This window comes from Acidovorax sp. GW821-FHT10E04 (assembly GCF_059415185.1).
This window is the reverse complement of sequence record NZ_JBWKMT010000006.1, coordinates 352,310-370,097: the sequence shown is the minus strand read 5'-3', so window position 1 is coordinate 370,097 and position 17,788 is coordinate 352,310. Positions and strand designations below refer to the sequence as shown.

17 protein-coding genes are annotated in these 17,788 nt (G+C 68.0%); 4 read left to right on the top strand and 13 right to left on the bottom strand.

Annotated elements, in window-relative coordinates:
* Window positions 1-61: 61 nt before the first annotated feature.
* The 9 genes from AC07OC_RS20745 to AC07OC_RS20705 form a co-directional block, all read right to left on the bottom strand.
* A complete protein-coding gene (locus AC07OC_RS20745) occupies window positions 62-421 on the bottom strand; it encodes a hypothetical protein (protein WP_218293631.1) in 360 nt (119 codons plus the stop codon).
* A gap of 145 nt (window positions 422-566) precedes the next feature.
* Window positions 567-1,139 carry a dCTP deaminase gene (gene dcd / locus AC07OC_RS20740; protein ID WP_056167817.1) on the bottom strand — a complete coding sequence of 191 codons (573 nt, stop codon included), beginning with the start codon at window positions 1,137-1,139 and terminating at the stop codon, window positions 567-569.
* Window positions 1,140-1,219: 80 nt separating this feature from the next.
* Window positions 1,220-2,518, bottom strand: coding sequence for a guanine deaminase (guaD, locus tag AC07OC_RS20735; protein WP_218293630.1), 1,299 nt, complete (start codon window positions 2,516-2,518; stop codon window positions 1,220-1,222).
* Between the two features lie 83 nt (window positions 2,519-2,601).
* Window positions 2,602-3,732 carry a BMP family ABC transporter substrate-binding protein gene (locus AC07OC_RS20730; RefSeq protein WP_218341450.1) on the bottom strand — a complete coding sequence of 377 codons (1,131 nt, stop codon included), beginning with the start codon at window positions 3,730-3,732 and terminating at the stop codon, window positions 2,602-2,604.
* 115 nt (window positions 3,733-3,847) lie between these two features.
* Window positions 3,848-5,422 carry a methyl-accepting chemotaxis protein gene (locus tag AC07OC_RS20725; protein ID WP_218341451.1) on the bottom strand — a complete coding sequence of 525 codons (1,575 nt, stop codon included), beginning with the start codon at window positions 5,420-5,422 and terminating at the stop codon, window positions 3,848-3,850.
* Between the two features lie 272 nt (window positions 5,423-5,694).
* Window positions 5,695-6,747, bottom strand: a complete 1,053-nt coding sequence (locus AC07OC_RS20720) for an adenosine deaminase (protein ID WP_218341452.1) — start codon at window positions 6,745-6,747, stop codon at window positions 5,695-5,697.
* On the bottom strand, window positions 6,747-7,724 hold the full coding sequence (locus tag AC07OC_RS20715; protein WP_218341453.1) for an aromatic ring-hydroxylating dioxygenase subunit alpha: 978 nt from the start codon (window positions 7,722-7,724) through the stop codon (window positions 6,747-6,749). Before AC07OC_RS20715 ends, AC07OC_RS20720 begins: the two co-directional genes overlap by 1 nt.
* A 168-nt stretch (window positions 7,725-7,892) precedes the next feature.
* Entirely contained in the window at window positions 7,893-8,246 is a 354-nt protein-coding gene (locus AC07OC_RS20710) for a cupin domain-containing protein (RefSeq protein ID WP_218341454.1), read from the bottom strand.
* A 47-nt stretch (window positions 8,247-8,293) separates the two neighbouring features.
* The gene (locus AC07OC_RS20705; protein ID WP_494602086.1) at window positions 8,294-9,091 is read right to left on the bottom strand and encodes an IclR family transcriptional regulator; all 798 of its coding nucleotides are present in this window, start codon (window positions 9,089-9,091) and stop codon (window positions 8,294-8,296) included.
* A 208-nt stretch (window positions 9,092-9,299) separates the two neighbouring features.
* On the opposite strand from AC07OC_RS20705, the gene AC07OC_RS20700 reads away from it, so the two are divergent.
* Genes AC07OC_RS20700 through AC07OC_RS20685 form a run of 4 tightly spaced genes read left to right on the top strand, consistent with a single transcriptional unit; the run spans window position 9,300 to window position 12,824 of the window.
* The gene (locus AC07OC_RS20700; RefSeq protein WP_494602084.1) at window positions 9,300-10,070 is read left to right on the top strand and encodes an ABC transporter substrate-binding protein; all 771 of its coding nucleotides are present in this window, start codon (window positions 9,300-9,302) and stop codon (window positions 10,068-10,070) included.
* Window positions 10,071-10,111: 41 nt separating this feature from the next.
* Window positions 10,112-10,777 (top strand): ectoine/hydroxyectoine ABC transporter permease subunit EhuD, encoded by a 666-nt coding sequence (gene ehuD / locus AC07OC_RS20695; protein ID WP_218341457.1) that lies wholly within the window; start codon window positions 10,112-10,114, stop codon window positions 10,775-10,777.
* Window positions 10,774-11,520: an amino acid ABC transporter ATP-binding protein gene (locus AC07OC_RS20690; RefSeq protein ID WP_218341458.1), complete on the top strand. Its 747-nt coding sequence runs from the start codon at window positions 10,774-10,776 to the stop codon at window positions 11,518-11,520. The genes ehuD and AC07OC_RS20690 overlap by 4 nt, the downstream gene beginning before the upstream one ends.
* A complete protein-coding gene (locus tag AC07OC_RS20685) occupies window positions 11,517-12,824 on the top strand; it encodes an NAD(P)/FAD-dependent oxidoreductase (protein WP_218341459.1) in 1,308 nt (435 codons plus the stop codon). The genes AC07OC_RS20690 and AC07OC_RS20685 overlap by 4 nt, the downstream gene beginning before the upstream one ends.
* 88 nt (window positions 12,825-12,912) lie before the next feature.
* Here AC07OC_RS20685 and AC07OC_RS20680 read toward each other — a convergent pair whose 3' ends face one another.
* The 4 genes from AC07OC_RS20680 to AC07OC_RS20665 form a co-directional block, all read right to left on the bottom strand.
* Entirely contained in the window at window positions 12,913-14,079 is a 1,167-nt protein-coding gene (locus tag AC07OC_RS20680) for a BMP family ABC transporter substrate-binding protein (protein WP_218341460.1), read from the bottom strand.
* A gap of 114 nt (window positions 14,080-14,193) precedes the next feature.
* Entirely contained in the window at window positions 14,194-15,114 is a 921-nt protein-coding gene (locus AC07OC_RS20675; protein ID WP_218293624.1) for an ABC transporter permease, read from the bottom strand.
* Window positions 15,114-16,187, bottom strand: a complete 1,074-nt coding sequence (locus AC07OC_RS20670; RefSeq protein ID WP_218293623.1) for an ABC transporter permease — start codon at window positions 16,185-16,187, stop codon at window positions 15,114-15,116. The genes AC07OC_RS20675 and AC07OC_RS20670 overlap by 1 nt, the downstream gene beginning before the upstream one ends.
* Window positions 16,180-17,781 (bottom strand): ABC transporter ATP-binding protein, encoded by a 1,602-nt coding sequence (locus tag AC07OC_RS20665; protein ID WP_494602081.1) that lies wholly within the window; start codon window positions 17,779-17,781, stop codon window positions 16,180-16,182. The genes AC07OC_RS20670 and AC07OC_RS20665 overlap by 8 nt, the downstream gene beginning before the upstream one ends.
* Between the last annotated feature and the right edge of the window lie 7 nt (window positions 17,782-17,788).

Sequence of the window (17,788 nt, the reverse complement as noted above, 5' to 3'; positions counted from 1 at the left end):
AAACGGAGTGTGAGTGGGTGGGTAGATGGAGGTGCCGCGCTGGCGCGTGGCCCGGTGCCACCTAGGCCCCGTCGATGTCCGCCACGACGGCGCAGCCTTGCGGGGCGGTCGCGTCGAAATAGGCCTGGAGCCGCTCGGCCAATGCATTCAGGCCGCCGTCGTTCGCGGCGCGCGCCATGGCAAGCTGTTCCAGCGCGTAGGGCCGGTGTCCCAGCATCATCGCGGTGTTCACGCAATGGCCCGCCGCCGCCATCTTGAGGACGAAGGCATTGAGCGATTCGCACGGCCAATAATGCGCCTGCGGCCCGCCGTGCGGCTGCGAGGGCGCGAACCCGAGGTCGCCCGCGCCACAGGCGGCGTGCAGGGAAAGGCCCGTACCCCGGGCCTTGGCGGGTGTGAACGGCGCAGCAAAGGTCAGCATGGGAGGACTCCTTCTTGCCCACCGCGACATCGGCGTGGCATGACACGATGCTAAGAACCTTACCTGCGCTTGCACTTCAGCCAACGGGCTGACGCGCTGTAGGACGCGGCCCCTGGCGGCCCGCCGGCCGCGCAGGCGGCCGATGTCAGGCCTTGGGCAGGGTCACGCCCACCTGGCCCTGGTACTTGCCCCCGCGGTCGCGGTAGCTCACCTCGCACACGTCGTCCTTGTCGCTCTCGAAGAACAGCACCTGCGCGCAGCCCTCGCCCGCGTAGATGCGCGCGGGCAGCGGCGTGGTGTTGGAGAACTCCAGCGTCACGTAGCCTTCCCACTCGGGCTCGAACGGGGTCACGTTGACGATGATGCCGCAGCGCGCATAGGTGCTCTTGCCCAGGCAGATGGTGAGCACGTTGCGCGGGATGCGGAAGTACTCCATCGTGCGGGCCAGCGCGAAGCTGTTGGGCGGGATGATGCAGCTGTCGCCATGGAAGTCCACGAAGCTCTTCTCGTCGAAGTTCTTCGGGTCCACCACGGTGCTGTGGATGTTGGTGAACACCTTGAATTCGGGCGCGCAGCGGATGTCGTAGCCATAGCTGCTGGTTCCGTAGCTGATGATCTTGCGGCCCTCGGCCTCGCGCACCTGGCCTGGCTCGAAAGGCTCGATCATGCCGTGCTCGGCCGCCATGCGGCGGATCCATTTGTCGCTCTTGATGCTCATAGCAGAACTCCCTGCGCTGTGGCCCGCACAGTGGTGGACTGCCGGGCGCTATTAAATACGTAGCTGGTAGCGCATGAATATCAAGCGCTAGAGCCGTATTTTGCTTGAGAAATCACTGTTTCCTGCACCACCCGGTCGTCGCCGAGCACGATCAGCGCAAACAAAAGCTCATCCAGGTTGCGCGCCTGGCGGGTCTTGCGCGCCAAAAGGGGGGTGGCCTCAGGGTTCAGCACCACAAAATCGGCCTCGCAGCCCGGCTGCAGATTGCCCACCACGCCCGCCAGGCCCAGCGCCTTCGCGGCCCCCGCCGTGTGCCGCCACCACAGCTGCCGGGGCGACAAACTCAGGCCCTGCTTGCTCTGCCCTTCGCGGCCCACATAGTAGGCCGCCAGCATGGTGTGGAACGGGCTGAAGCTGGTGCCCCCGCCCACATCGCTGGCCAGGCCGTAGCCAAAGCCCACGCGGTCCGCGCCCGCGTAGTCGAAGAAGCCGCTGCCCAGAAAGAGGTTGCTGGTGGGGCTGACGGCCGCCACGGTGCCGGTGTCGCGCATCAGCGCCCGGTCGTCGTCGTCGAAGTGGATGCAATGGGCGTACACCGCGCGCTCGCGCATCAGGCCAAAGCCGTCATACACCGCCAGGTAGCTGCGCGCATCCGGAAACAGCTCGCGCGCCCAGCGGATCTCGTCGCGGTTCTCGGCCACATGCGACTGGATCCATACATCCGGGTAGCGCGCGGCCAGCTCGCCCGCGCCGCGCAGCTGTTCATGCGTGCTGGTGGGCGCAAACCGCGGCGTGATCGCGTAGCCCAGGCGGTCCACGCCGTGCCAGCGTTGGATCAGAGCCTCGGTGTCGAGCAGGCTCTGCTCTGTCTCGTCGCGCACGCCGTCGGGCGAGTGGCGGTCCTGCAGCACCTTGCCGGTGATCAGGCGCATCTGCCGGCGCTGCGCCTCCCCAAACAGCGCATCCACGGATGCGGGGTGCGAGGTGGCGAACGCCAGCGCCGTGGTCACGCCGTTGCGCAGCAGCTCGTCGACGAAGAAGCCCGCCACCTCGGCGCCGTAGGCCGGATCGACAAAACGCGACTCGTGCGGAAAGGTGTAGTTCTCCAGCCAGGGCAGCAGGCCTTCGGCGGGGGAACCAATCACATCGGTCTGCGGAAAGTGGATGTGCATGTCCACGAAGCCCGGCGCCAGAATGCGCCCCGGCAGGTGGACGACAGGCTCGCCGGCGTACCGGTGCGACAAGGCCTGCCACCCGCCCGCCGCCAGCACCCGCTGGCGGCCGCCGGCGTCGGGGCCCACGGCCAGCAGGCCGTCTTCATCGTAGAGGGCCGTGCCGTCATCGGCAAAGCGCAGGAGGGCGGATCGGTAGACAGGCATGGCGCAAGCTTAGCGGCAGGGACGGCGGCTTGCATATGGCGCGCCCCATAGTGGCTATAGCGCGCGCCGGCGAGACGGCAGGATCACCGCGCCAGTTTGCCCTGCACCCCTTCCACCAGCCAGTTCATCTGCAGGATCTGCGCATCGGAGAGTGCCTGGCCCGCAGCGATCACTTCGTGCCCTTCGTTGTCCCGCACCGGGGCCTTGCCCGCGCGAAACGGCTGCAGCCTGCCCGCGCCAATGGCCTTCTGCGCGGCCAGCACCTCCTGCTGCACGGCCGCCGGCACCCGGGAGCCAAAGTCGCCCACGCGGATCATGCCCTCGCGCACCCCGCCCCAGAGGGCGGCGCTTTTCCAGGTGCCGCTCTGCACGGCGTGCACGCGCTCGGTGTAGTACGGGCCCCACTGGTGGGTCACGGCCACGATCTGGGCATCGGGCCCGGTGCGGCGCATGTCCGAGTGGTAGGCCACGGCCATCTTGCCGCGCTCCTGCGCGGCGACCATCACGGCCGTGGATCCGGTGTGAAAGGCGATCACATCCACGTCCTGGTTGAAGAGCACCATGGCCGCATCGCGCTCCCTGGGCGGGTCGAACCACACGTTGATCCACACCACCTTCACGGTGGCCTGGGGGTTCACCGAACGCATGCCCAGCGTGAACGCGTTGATGCCCTGCAGCACCTCGGGGATCGGGAATCCCGCCACGTAGCCCGCCACGCCGGTCTTGCTCATGCGGCCCGCCGCGATGCCCGCCAGGTAGCGCCCTTCGTAGTAGCGCGCATTGGCCACGGCCACGTTGGCGGCCGTCTTGTAGCCGGTGATGGATTCGAACTTCACGTTCGGGTAGTCCTGCGCGACCTTGAGCGTGGGCTCCATGTAGCCGAAGCTGGGCGTGAAGATGATCTGGTGGCCCGTGGCGGCCAGGTCGCGGATCACGCGCTCGGCATCGGCCCCCTCGGCCACGTTCTCGACGAAGGTCGTCCTGACCTGGCTGCCCAGCGCGGCCTCCACCGCCTTGCGCCCTTCTTCGTGCTGGCGCGTCCAGCCCGCCTCGGTGATGGGCGAGACGTAGACGAAACCAGCCTTGACGGGTTCGGCGGGCGCCGCCCTGGGAGCGGCCGCGCCAGTCTGGGAAAAAACGGGGGAGATGAAAACGGCGCCCGCGAGCGCACTCACACAAGCCGCACGCAGTGCGGTGGCGAGGTTTTTGTACATGGTGTTCCTCTACATGGTCCCGATGACAGAAAAAGCAAAAGGCTGCCGGGACAGCAGCCTTTGCAAGGGCGGTATTGTAGCCAGCGGGGGGCGTCCGCACTGGCGCAGCGCTTCCTCAGCGCAGCCGCGGCGTGTTCGACGGCGCGCCGAGGCGGAACGCGCCCACCACGTCCGCCAGGCGTGCGGCCTGGTCCTTGAGGCTCTCGGCGGCGGCGGTGGACTCCTCCACCAGGGCGGCGTTCTGCTGCGTCATCTGGTCCAGCTGGTTCACGGCCACGTTCACCTGGCTGATACCCTGGCTCTGCTCCGACGCGGCGGCGCTGATCTCGCCGATGATGTCGGTCACGCGGCGCACGGAGCTCACGATCTCGTCCATGGTGCTGCCCGCGTTCTGCACGAGCGCGGCGCCCGATTCCACCTTCTCGACCGACTGGCCGATCAGGGTCTTGATCTCCTTGGCCGCTTCGGCGCTGCGCTGCGCCAGGCTGCGCACTTCGCTGGCCACCACGGCAAAGCCGCGGCCCTGTTCGCCCGCACGGGCGGCTTCCACCGCCGCGTTCAGCGCCAGGATGTTGGTCTGGAAGGCGATGCCGTCGATTGTGCCGATGATGTCGCTGATCTTCTTGCTGCTGGCGTTGATCGCGTCCATGGTGCTCACCACCTGGGCCACGACCTCGCCGCCGCGCTGCGCCACCTGGGCGGCCGATGCGGCCATCTGGTTGGCCTGCACGGCGGACTCGGCGCTCTGGCGCACGGTGCTGGTGAGCTCTTCCATGGAGCTCGCCGTTTCCTCGAGGTTGGCGGCCGTCTGCTCGGTGCGCGCGCTCAGGTCCTGGTTGCCGATGGCGATCTGCGTGCTGGCGGTGGAGATGCTGTCCACCACGCCACGCACCTGCTGCAGCGAGCCGTGCAGCGCACTGCGCATGAGGTCCAGCGCCCGCAGCAGGCGGCCGGTTTCGTCGTTGGCGTAGCTGGCCTGCGGCGCACCGGTCAGGTCCATGTCGGCGATCGATTCGGCAATGGCCTCGGCGTGGCGCAAAGGACGCGTGATGCTGGTGGCCAGCAGCCAGGCCAGCAGCCCACCGAGCACCAGCGAGATGGCCGTGCACAGCTGCAGCAGCAAGGTGGTCTGCGCGCGCAGCTCTTCGCTGCGCTTGCCGGCGGCGTCCAGCTGGGCGCGCTGGGCATCCACCATTTCCTGCACGCCGGCCAGGTAGCTGCGCGAGGTGGGCTCGAAGCGCTCGGTGAACACCTTGTTCGCGTTCTCGGCGTCACCCGCCTGCTTGAACTTGCTCACCTCTTCCCGCGCGGCCAGATAGCTCTTGCGCAGTTCGCCCACCTTGGTGAACAGCTGCTTTTCCTCGGGCGTGTCCATTTTCGACTCGATGAATTTCTGCAGTTCATTGGTGTCGCGGATGGAAGCCGCCGTGGCGGGCGCGAAGTACGGGATCAGGCTGGCATCGCTGCTCTTGGCGATGGCCGCGGCACGCTGCACCCCGGACGTGGTGTGGCGCAGCCAGTCCGAGCCCGCCCGTTCGGTCTTGACGTTGTCGTTGACCATGGTGTCGATCTCGGCGCCAAGCTGGCCCAGCCGGACCACCGCCACGATGCTGCTCGCCAGGAACAGCGCGAGGATCACACCGAGCACCAGGGTAAGGCGCTTGCCGATGGACAACTGATTGAGAAACATGGAAAACACTCCGGTAGGAAACAGCGCAGACGCCTGCACAAAAAATTAGGGCCCCGCAGGGCCGTTTCAGGGCACGCGGGCATCCGGTGGATGCCAACAAATGCTTACAGAAACCATGATTCTAGGGTTTACCCGGATTTCACCTGCAACGTGTGCGACGGTCCGGCGCACGCGGCACCCCCGCGCAGCGAAATCCCCTCAAAAACGGCGGCTCCCGCGAAGGGCCGGCATGGCCAGCCTCCGCCTGCCGCTCGGGGAGCGTGCACCTGCGTTCAGTAGTCGTGCTCCACGCACCGCTCGAAGGCTTCCTTGAGCTTGTGTTCCCACACGCGCTTGTCGGCGTTGCCGGCAAAACTCGCTTCGAAGCTGTTGAACGCGAGCTGGTAGGCATGGCGGGCGGTCAGGCCCGCGGCCGCGAACACCTGCGTGAAGTTCTCATTGATGTAGCCGCCAAAGTAAGCCGGGTCGTCCGAATTGACCGTGGCCGCAAGGCCGGCGTCCAGCAGCTGGCCCAGGTTGTGGTCGGCGAGGTTGGGGAACACGCACAGCTTCTGGTTGGACAGCGGGCACACCGTGAGGGCGATGCGGTCCTGCGCCAGGCGCCGCATCAGCGCGGCATCGTGCACGGCCTGCACGCCGTGGTCGATGCGCTCGACCTTGAGCACATCCAGCGCGCTCCAGATGTAGGCGGGAGGTCCCTCCTCGCCCGCATGCGCCACCAGGTGCAGGCCCAGTTCACGGCAGCGTGCGAACACGCGCGCGAACTTCTCGGGCGGGTGGCCCACCTCGCTGGAATCCAGCCCCACGCCCACGATCTTGTCGATGAGCGGCATGGCCTGTTCCAGCGTTTCAAACGCGGACTCCTCGCTCAGGTGGCGCAGGAAACACAGGATCAGGGTCGCGCTGATGCCCAGTTCGGTGCGCGCGTCCTGGCAGGCGCGGTGCAGGCCGTTGATGACCGTCTCCATGGCCACGCCGCGCGCGGTGTGGGTCTGGGGATCGAAGAAGATCTCGGCGTGCAGCACGTTGTCGCGCGCCGCGCGCCCCAGGTAGGCGCGCGCCATGTCGTAGAAGTCCTGCTCGTGCAACAGCACGCTGGCGCCCGCGTAGTAGATGTCCAGAAAGCTCTGCAGGTTGGTGAACGCGTAGGCGCTGCGCAGCGCATCCACGCTGTCATAGGGCAATGCCAGCTCGTTGCGCTGCGCCAGCGCGAAGATGAGTTCGGGCTCCAGCGAACCCTCAATGTGGATGTGCAGCTCGGCCTTGGGCATGGCGCGCAGCAGTTCGGGCAGGCGTTCGGTGGAGATGGGAGGCACTTTAAACATCAGCAGACTCCAAAGGTGATGCCGCTGTGGCGCAGAAAGCGGCGGTAGAAGGATGATGCCTTGTCGGTGGCGGTATGCAACTCCGCCCGCAGGTCCAGCGGCAGGCACCGGGGCACCTGCGACTCCAGCACGGGCTGGTCCTGCATGAAGATGGTGTGCTGGAACGCCTGCAGCTTTTCCGCCGGCGACTCGAAATCCGCCACCGCCAGGCGGAACCAGACGCGGCTGCGCACGGGCGTCACGGGGCAGATGAACAGCGCGATCGCCTCGCGCCAATCCCGTACCGCGGTGGTGCCGGCCTCGGGCACCTTGGTCAGCACCGCGGCATAGGGGGCCGTGACTTCATAGGTGTACTCCACCTGGGCCGGGGCGGTCGAATGCAGGTTGGACTGGGGCTGCCAGGCCTTGCAGCCCGTGGCGCGCAGGCCCGTGGGCAGGGACTCCACGCGGTAGTCGTCGATGGCCGTGGCCTCGCGCGTGCCCAGCCAGCCTTCGTGCACGAAGCCGAAGTGCGACATGTCCAGGAAGTTCTCGATGATGCGCGGCGCGCTCGCCGCCACGTCATAGGGGCCGCAGTTGAGCTTGCGCAGGCGCGCATCGTCCTCGGCGGCAAAGGGGGGCGGCGCGGCATCGCCGGCCTCGAGCCGCACCCACACCAGGCCGTGGGCTTCGTGCACGGCATGGCGGTGGGCGCAGTGCGTGGCGGGCGGGGTGAAATGCGGCAGCGCGGGCACGTGCACACACTGGCCGTTCGCGGCGAACTGCCAGCCGTGGTAGGGACATTCAAGCCGGCCCTCGTGCACGCGGCCGAGCGACAGGCGCGCACCCCGGTGCGGGCACTGGTCCGCGAAGGCCTGCGCATGGCCCTCGCCATCGCGCCAGAGCACGATGTCGCGCTCCAGCAGGCGCGCGGCCAGCGGGGCCTGCACGACATCCTCCGAGGGCGCGACAGGATGCCAGAGGGTGGCTTCGATCATGGTGGGCAGGGAATCTCGTGGTGCGTATGGTGATGATCGCGCCCCGATCGCGCGGGGCTGCGGGCGAGCATATCCGCAAGCGCCGTTCCACGCCTCCCCCGCCGCCCTGGAGGCCCGCTCCCCTTCGTTTCGGGGCGACGAAGGCGAGAGTGTGAGAGCGCCCCTTGGTCAGACCATCACATAGAGCTTGCGCACCGTCTCGCGGATCTCCCACACACCGCGCGTGTCGGGCGGGAAGAAAAGCGTGTCACCCGCACGGAACTCCAACGGTGCCGCGCCCTCGGCCTCAGGCGTGAAACGGCCCGCGCCCGCAAGGATGTGCATGACCTCGCCCGACGCCACTTGGCGCCGGAAGCGCCCCGGAGAGCACTCCCACAGCCCCGTGTCGCAGTCGGGCCGACCCGGCATGCGCACGTCCAGCCCCCGGATGGTGCAGGCCGGCGTGCTCAGGGGCACCGCAACGGGGCCCTGCTCCTGCAAATCCTGCGTGGTGGCGCTCTGCGCAATGGCCTGGATGCCCATGGGGCGACTCCTTGAAAGGGGAATGAATGGAGAAACGAAGAACGCCGTCAGCCCAGGGCGCGCACCGAGTTGCTCAGCGAGCGCGCGCAGGCCAGCAGCGACGGCCCCAGGCGGCTCTCGGCCTCCTCGGGCGTCCAGCGGCTCGTGGGAGCCACGATGTGCACGGCCGCCACGGGGCGGCCATGGCTGCCGATCACGGGGGCGCCCAGCGTCATGTCGCCCAGGAACAGCTCCTCGCGGTTGATGGCATAGCCGCGCTGGCGCGCCTGGTCCAGTTCGGCCAGCAGCTCGACCTCGTCCGTGATGGTGTGGCGGGTGTGGGCCGCGCGCTCGCTCGCGCGCAGCAGCGCCAGCGCCTCCTCGTTGGGCAGCGCGCTGAGCCAGGCACGCCCGGAGGCCGTGCAGTACATGGGGATGCGGCTGCCGATGGGCATGTGCACCGGCACGAACTGCGCGCTGATGAAGCGCGCCACGTACACCATCTCCAACCCGTCGGCTTCGGTAAGGCAAGTGGTCTCGGTCGTCACGTTGGTGAGTTCCGAGAGGTAGGGGTTGGCCAGGTCGATCAGCGGGTTGGCCGCGAGGTAGTTGTAGCCGATGCGCATCACGCGCGGCGTGAGCTGGTAGCGGCGCGTCTGCGGGTGCTTGCGCACGAAGCCCAGTTGCTCGAGCGTGAAGACCATGCGCTGCGCCGAGCTCTTGCTGATGCCCGCCGCCGCCGCCACGTCGGCCAGCGTCATGCTGCGCCGCTGCGCGCTGAAGGCGCAGAGCACGGCCAGCCCCTTCTCCAGCGACTGGTTGAACAGAGGGTTCGCGTCTTCGTCGGGCGGCTGCGGCGTATTCATGCAACGGAGTATAGCTCTCTCACCAGAAAATATCGCATATCGATTCATATAAATCTTTTAGTGGTTTGCACCTATTTATCTAAGATTTATTGAAATCGATAATTGGCACCGTTCTTGCAATGTTGCAGGCGTGGGGCGGATGCCGGTTCGGTGTCCGCGACTGCCCACGACGGTCCTCATCCCTCTCGTTCGCCACAGGAGTCACACCATGCACCGCTTCGTCCGCCACTTCCACCGCATTGCACTAGGCCTGTGCGCCGCAGGCGCCGTCACGCTGGCCGCCGCGCAGGGCAGCGCGCCCGCCACCTACAACGTGGGTGCCACGGCCACGGGCATTCCGTTCACCTTCCTCGACGTGAAGACCAACAGCATCCAGGGCATGATGGTGGACACCGTGCAGGCCGTGGCCAAGGCGGGCGGCTTCCAGGTCAACGTGCAGCAGACCGTGTTCTCGGCGCTGATCCCCTCGCTCACCGCCAACAAGATCGACATCGTCTCGGCGGCCATGCTCAAGACCCCCGCGCGCCAGCAGGTGGTGGATTTCAGCGACCCCGTCTACTCCTACGGCGAGGGCCTGATCGTGAAGGCCGACGACGCCAAGGCCTACGCCTCGCTCGACGACCTCAAGGGCGAGATCGTCGGCGCCCAGGTGGGCACGGTGTTCATCGACATGCTGCAGAAGAAGGGCATCTTCAAGGAGGTGCGCAGCTACGACTCGGTGGCCGACATGACGCGCGACCTCGCGCTCGGCCGCATCAAGGCGGGCCTGGGCGATCAGCCCATCATCGCCTACCAGATCCGCCAGAACACTTTCCAGTGCGTGAAGCTGGCCGAAGGCTACAAGTCCACCAATGTGGGTGATGTGTGCCTCGTGGTGCGCAAAGGCGACACGGCCACGCTCGAACGCCTGAACAAGGCCATCGCCGCGGTCAAGGCCGACGGCACTTTGGCCAACATCGTCAAGAAATGGGGCATCTGAGCCCCGCCCGCGCCGTCTTCGCCTGAATCCAGTAGTACGCCATGCAAGCCTTCCTGCAGCATGCGCGCGAGTTCCTGCCCATCCTGCTGCAGGGGGCGGTGGTCACGGTGCAGGTCACCGTGCTGTCGTTCCTGCTGTCCAGCGTGATCGGGCTGGTGCTCGCGCTCGGCAAGCTCTCGCCCGTGCGCGCCGTCTCGGTATGCGCCTCCACCGTGATCAACGTGATCCGCGGGCTGCCCATCATCGTGCAGCTCTTCTACATCTACTTCGTGCTGCCCGACATCGGCATCCAGCTCTCCGCCTTCCAGGCTGGCGTGATCGGCCTGGGCATCGCCTACTCGGCCTACCAGGCCGAGAACTTTCGCGCCGGCATCGAGGCCGTGGACCCCGGCCAGCGCGAGGCAGCGCTGGCCATGGGCATGCGGCCCGCGCTGCTGATGCGCCGAGTGGTCCTGCCCCAGGCCTTCCGCATCGCGCTGCCGCCCTATGGCAACACGCTGGTGATGATGCTCAAGGACTCGTCGCTGGTCTCCACCATCACCGTGGCCGAGATGACGCGCGCGGGCCAGCTCATCGCCTCGTCCACCTTCCAGAACATGACCGTGTACACGCTGGTCGCCCTGCTCTACCTGGCCATGAGTCTGCCGCTGGTCTGGGGCCTGCGGCGGCTGGAGCGCCGCTTCGGCGCGGGGAGGAAAGCGCCATGATCGAGATCGACCGCCTGGAGAAGGCCTACGGCGAGCACCGCGTGCTGCAGGGCGTGAGCCTGCGCGTGGAGCGCGGCGAAGTCGTGTGCCTGATCGGCCCCTCGGGCTCGGGCAAGTCCACGGTGCTGCGCTGCATCAACGGCCTGGAGTCGTACCAGGGCGGCGAGGTGCGCGCCTTCGGCGAGCGCGTGGACAACCGCGCGGCCTCCATTCATGCGCTGCGCAGCCGCATGGGCATGGTGTTCCAGCGCTTCAACCTGTTCCCGCACCGCACGGTGATCGAGAACGTGATGGAAGGCCCCGTGCACGTGAAGGGCGAATCGCCCGCGAAAGCCCGAGCCGAAGCGCTGGAGCTGCTGCGCAAGGTAGGCCTGGCCGACAAGGCCCAGGCCTGGCCCGCGCAGCTCTCGGGCGGCCAGCAGCAGCGCGTGGCCATTGCGCGCGCGCTGGCCATGAAGCCCGAGGCCATGCTGTTCGACGAACCCACCTCGGCGCTCGACCCCGAGCTCGTGGGCGACGTGCTGGGCGTGATGCGCCAGCTCGCCGACGAGGGCATGACGATGATCGTGGTGACGCACGAGATGGGCTTCGCGCGCGAGGTGGCCGACCGCGTGTGCTTCCTGCACAGCGGCAGCATCGTCGAGGAAGGTCCTGCCGCGCAGGTGCTCGGCGCGCCGCGCCATGCGCGCACGCAGGACTTCCTGCGCCGCGTGCTGCGCGCGCCGGATGGAGGCGCGGCATGAGCGCCCGCGCCATCGCATCGCACCCCGACGCCCCCTCGCTGTGGGCCGCCACGGCGCCCGCGGCCCCCGCCACGCCCGCGCTCGACGCCTCGCTCTCCACCGACGTGCTCGTGGTCGGTGCGGGCTACACGGGCTTGTCCGCCGCGCTGCACCTGGCCGAGCGCGGCGCGCGCGTGTGCGTGCTCGACGCGCACGAGCCCGGCTGGGGCGCCTCGGGCCGCAACGGCGGGCAGGTCAACCCCACGCTCAAGCACGACCCTGACGACCTCGTGCGCCTGTACGGCGCCGAGCGCGCCGAGCCGCTGATCGATGCCGTTTCTTGCTCGGCCGACCTCGTGTACGACCTCATCGCGCGCCATGCCATCGACTGCGCCCCGGTGCGCGCGGGCTGGCTGCAGGTGGGCTACACCCAGCAGGCCGTGGATGGAATGCACGCGCGCGCCCGGCAGTGGGAGCGGCGCGGCGTGCGCGTGGACATGCTCGACCGCGCCGCCACGGCCGCGCGCATCGGCACGCCGGCCTTCGCGGGCGGCTGGCTCGACGGGCGCGCGGGTGGCATCCAGCCGCTGGCCTACGTGCGCGGCCTCGTGCGCGCGGCCCAGGACCTGGGCGTGAAGGTGCACGGCGGCTCGCCCGTGGTGGCGCTGGAGCGCCAGGGCGCGCACTGGATCGCCACCACGGCCACACCAACCGGGAGCCACCGCGTGCAGGCGCAGCAGGTGGTGCTGGGCACCAACGGCTATACCGACGGCCTGTGGCCAGGGCTGGCGCGCACGGTGCTCGCGGCCAACAGCTTCATCGTGGCCACGCGGCCGCTGGGCCCGGCGGGCGCCAGCATCCTGCCCGGCGGCGAGACGGGATCGACCTCGCAGCGGCTGCTGCTGTACTTCCGCAAGGACGCGCAGGGCCGACTGCTGATGGGCGGGCGTGGCCATTTCGCCGACCCGCAGGGGTCGCAGGACTTCGCACACCTCGAGCGCGCGCTGGCGCTGATGTTTCCGCAACTCGGCCCCGTGCAGTACGAGTACCGCTGGGCCGGGCGCATCGCCGTCACGCGCGACTTCATGCCGCACCTGCACCAGCCCGCGCCGGGCATCACCATGGCGCTGGGCTACAACGGGCGCGGCATCGCCATGGCCACCAGCCTGGGCCAGCACGTGGCGGCCCTGGTGGCGGGCGGCGGCGCGGCGGCCTGCCCATTCCCGGTCACGCCCCTTCAGCCCCTTCCGCTGCACGGGTTGCAGCGCTTCTACATCGCGGCCGGCGTGGCCTGGTACAGCCTGCTGGACCGCGTGGGGAGGTAAACGGCCCGCCCAGCAAAAAGGCCGCCCGGGGGCGGCCTTTTTCAGGGGAGCGCTCCCGGCGCCAGCGCCGGGAAGCCCGTGCGGCTTCTTACTTCTTGTCGCCGCCGGGGATCTTGCCTTCCACGCCCTTGACATAGAAGTTGACACCGCCGAGGAACTTGTCGTCGGCCACCGCATCCTTGGCGAGCACTTCCTTGCCGTCCTGGCCCACGATCGGGCCCTTCCAGATCTGGAACGAACCATCGGCCAGGCCCTTCTTCACGGCTTCGACCTTGGCCTTGGTCTCGGCAGGCACGTCTTCGGCGATGGAGACGATGTCGATCGCACCTTCCTTCACGCCCCACCAGCTCTGGCCCGTGGCCCACTGGCCTTCCAGCGCATCCTTGGTGGCCTTGATGTAGTACGGGCCCCAGTTGATCACGGCCGATGCCAGGTGGGCCTTGGGGCCATAGGCGGTCATGTCGGAATCCCAGCCGAAGGCGCGCTTGCCCTTTTCTTGCGCCGTCTTGAGCACGGCGGGCGAATCGGTGTTCTGGAACAGCACGTCGGCGCCGCCGTTGATGAGCGATGTGGCGGCTTCGGTTTCCTTGGGCGGGCTGAACCATTCATTCACCCAGACCACCTTGGTCTTGATCTTGGGGTTGACCGACTGCGCACCCAGCGTGAAGCTGTTGATGTTGCGGATCACTTCAGGAATCGGCACCGAGCCCACCACGCCCAGCGTGTTGGTCTTGGTCATGGCGCCGGCGATCACGCCCGCCATGTACGCGCCTTCGTAGGTGCGGCTGTCGTAGGTGCGCATGTTCTCGGCCGTCTTGTAGCCGGTGGCATGCTCGAACTTGATGCCCTTGTTGTCCTCGGCCACCTTGAGCATCGACTCCATGTAGCCGAAGGTGGTGCCAAAGATCAGCTTGTTGCCCTGGCCGGCCAGGTCGCGCAGCACGCGTTCGGCGTCGGCCGACTCGGGCACGCTTTCCACGAAGCTCGTGACCACCTTGTCGCCGAATTCCTTCTCGATGGCCTTGCGGCCGTTGTCGTGCGCGAACGACCAGCCGCCGTCACCCACCGGGCCGACATAGGCGAACGCGATCTTCAGAGGCTCGGGCTTGGGTGCCGGCGCTTCTGCCGCAGGGGCCGGTGCGGGCGCGGGGGCCGGTGCCGGTTCTTCCTTCTTGCCACAGCCCACGAGCGCGGCGGCGGCAACGGCGGAGAGCGCTGCCACCTTGAGCATGGAGCGTTTCTGCAGATCAGTCATGTCGGTTTCCTTGTTGAATGAAGAGTGAGACTTGCAAAGGTTGGGGACGAAAACAGCAATTATGGGGCGATCTACCGTGGGGTAACCAGTTTTTGACGCACCGGCCCGCCCATTTCAGGAGCCCGGATAGAACGGCTTGCCCAGCGACGCCGGCATGTTGATGCGGATCCACGCCGGATTGCGCGAAATCAGCGCCAGCACGACGATGGTGGCCACATACGGCAGCATGCTCAGCAACTGGCTGGCCACCTGCACCCCCGTGGCCTGCAGGTGGAACTGCAACATGGTCACGCCGCCGAACAAATAGGCACCAAGCAACACCCGTGCCGGGCGCCAGGTCGCGAACGTGGTGAGGGCCAGGGCGATCCAGCCCCGGCCGGCGACCATGCCCTCCACCCACAGGGGCGTGTACACCGTCGAGATGTAGGCGCCCGCCAGCCCGCACAGCGCCCCGCCCGCCACCACCGCCGCGAGGCGAATGCGCCGCACCGGATAGCCCAGCGCGTGGGCCGACTCGGGCGACTCGCCGACCGAGCGCAGCACGAGCCCGGCGCGCGAGCGGTACAGGAACCAGATCAGCCCCGCGACCAGCAGCATGGTGAGGTACACCAGCGGATGCTGCTGGAACAGCGCGGGCCCGAGCAGCGGCACGTCGCCCAGCACCGGAACCGCGTACTTGGGCAGCTCGGGCAGCTTGGCCTGCACGTAGCTGATGCCGGCGAACGCCGAGAACCCCACGCCGAACAGGCTGAGCGCCAGCCCGGTGGCGTACTGGTTGGTGTTGAGCCAGATCACCAGCACGCCGAAGATGGCGGCCAGCACGGCGCCGGCGGCCATGCCCGCCGCAAACCCGAGCCAGGTGTTGCCCGTGTGCACCACGGTGGCGAAGCCCGCGATGGCGGCGCACAGCATCATGCCTTCCGCCCCAAGATTGACGATGCCGGCCTTTTCGTTGATGAGCAGGCCCAGGGCCGCAATGGCCAGAACGGTGCCCGCGCTGAGCGTGGCGCCGATGAGCAGTGCATAGGACTCCATCAGACACCTCCTTTCCTGGTGCCGACCCAGCGCACGCGGTAGGCAATCAACGTGTCGCACGCCAGCAGCGTGAACAGCAGCAGGCCCTGGAACACGCCCGTGAGCGACTTGGGCAGCCCCATGCGCGACTGCGCCAGCTCGCCACCGATATAGAACATGCTCATAAGGATGGCCGAGAGGATCATGCCCACGGGGTGCAGGCGCCCCACGAAGGCGACGATGATGGCCGCGAAGCCGTAGCCCGCCGGCACGTAGGGCGTGAGCTGGCCAATCGGCCCCGCCACTTCCAGCGCTCCCGCCAGGCCTGCCGCGCCGCCCGAGATCAGCAGCGCCGTCCACAGCGCCTTGCGCGAGGAGAACCCGGCGTACCGCGCCGCCGCCGGGGCCAGTCCGCCGACCTGCTGCGCGAAACCGGCCCGCGTGCGGAACAGGAACACCCACAGCGCCGCCGCCCCGGCCAGCGCCAGCAAGAGGCCGATGGACACCCGCGAACCCTGCATCAGGCGCGGGATCTGCGTCACTTTCTCGAAGGTCTTGGTCTGCGGAAAGTTGTAGCCCATGGGGTCCTTCCACGGGCCGTAGACCAGATAGCCCAGCACCAGCGTGGCCACATAGACCAGCATCAGGCTGACCAGGATTTCATTGGCGTTGAACTTGTCTCGCAGCAGCGCCGTGAGCCCCGCCCAGGCCATGCCGCCCAGCACACCGGCGAGCAGGATGGCGGGCACGATCCACGGGCCGGTGGTCTTGTCGGCCAGCAGCGCCACGCCGCCCGCCACCACGGCGCCGATGACGAACTGCCCTTCGGCGCCGATGTTCCACACGTTGGAGCGGAAACACACGGCCAGCCCCAGCGCGATGAGCAGCAGCGGCGTGGCCTTGACCATGAGTTCGCCGATGGCGTACTGCGATTTGACGGGTTCCCAGAAGAAAACCTGCAGCCCGCGCACGGGGTCCTTGCCCAGCGCCACGAACAGCGCGACGCCGATCAGCACCGTGATGGCCAGCGCCAGCAGCGGCGAGCCATAGGTCCAGAGCTTCGACGCCTGGGGACGCGGTTCCAGCTTAAGCATGCTGCACCTCCCCGGCCCGCGCCTGCTGCTGGTGCTGCTGCGCCAGGTGCGCCTGCACGTCGGCATGCCACAGGCCGCTCATCCATTCGCCGATGAGGCCCACCGTGGCCTCGGCACGCGGCACCGAAGGCGACAGGTGCCCCTTGGCGACCACGTGCAGCCGGTCGCAGATTTCAAACAATTCGTCCAGCTCCTCGCTCACCACCAGCACGGCGCAGCCCGCATCGCGCAGCGCCAGGATGGAGCCCCGGATCTGCGCGGCCGCGCCCACGTCCACGCCCCAGGTGGGCTGCGAGACGATGAGCAGCTTCGGGTTGGCATCGATCTCGCGCCCCACGATGAACTTCTGCAGGTTGCCACCCGACAGCGACCTGGCCGCTGCGTGGGGTCCACCCGCCTTCACATTGAAGCGCCGGATGATGTCCTCGGCATGTTTTTGCAGCGCGCCCACCTTGATCCAGCCACTGCCGCCGACCGAATTGGTGCGGGTGAGCAGCAGGTTGTGCGCCAGCCCCATGGTGGGCACGGCGCCCCGGCCCAAACGCTCTTCGGGCACGAAGTGCAAGCCCAGCGCGCGGCGCTGGCCGGGGCCCATGCGACCCGCGTTCTGGCCGGAGACCTGGATGCAGGCCGCGTCAGCCCGCTGGTCTTCGCCCGACAGCGCGTAGAGCAGTTCCTTTTGCCCGTTGCCCGACACACCGGCAATGCCCACCACCTCGCCCGCCTTCACCTCGAACTGCAGGTCGATCAAATCCACCCCGAACTGGTCGGCACGCGGCAGCGACAGGCCCTGCACACGCAGCACCGTGGCGCCGGTCTGCAGCGCGCGGTGTTCCAGCGCGGGCGGCTCGGCGCCGATCATGAGGCGCGACAAAGACGCATTCGATTCTTCCGCCGGGTTGCACACACCCGTCACCTTGCCGCCGCGCAGCACGGTGCACGCGGTGCACAGCGCGCGGATCTCGTGCAGCTTGTGGCTGATGTAGAGGATGCTGCAGCCCTCGCTGGCCAGCTTGCGCAGCACCACGAAGAGTTTTTCCACCGCCTGGGGCGTGAGCACCGAGGTGGGCTCGTCCAGGATCAGCACCTTGGGGTTGGTGAGCAGCGCGCGGATGATTTCCACGCGCTGCATCTCGCCCACGCTGAGCGTGTGCACGGGGCGCAGCGGGTCGATGTCGAGGCCATATTCGGCCGCCTTGGCGGTGATGCGCTGCGTCACCTCGGCCAGCTGCAGGCTCTTGTCCAGGCCCAGCCACACGTTCTCGGCCACCGTGAGGGTGTCGAACAGGCTGAAGTGCTGGAACACCATGGCGATGCCCAGCGCCCGCGCCTCCTGCGGGTTGCGCACCTGCACGGCCTGGCCGTTGAAGAACACGCTGCCTTCGTCGGGCTTGACCGATCCGTAGATGATCTTCATCAGCGTGGACTTGCCCGCGCCGTTTTCGCCCAGCACCGCATGGATCTCGCCGGGCAGCACCGTGAGCGACACGCCGCTGTTGGCCACCACGGCCGGGTAGCGCTTGGTGATGCCCATGAGCTGCAGCCGGGGCGGCGGCGGCGCGCCCGGGGCGGGAGGAGTAGGAGGTGAACTCATGCGGTGG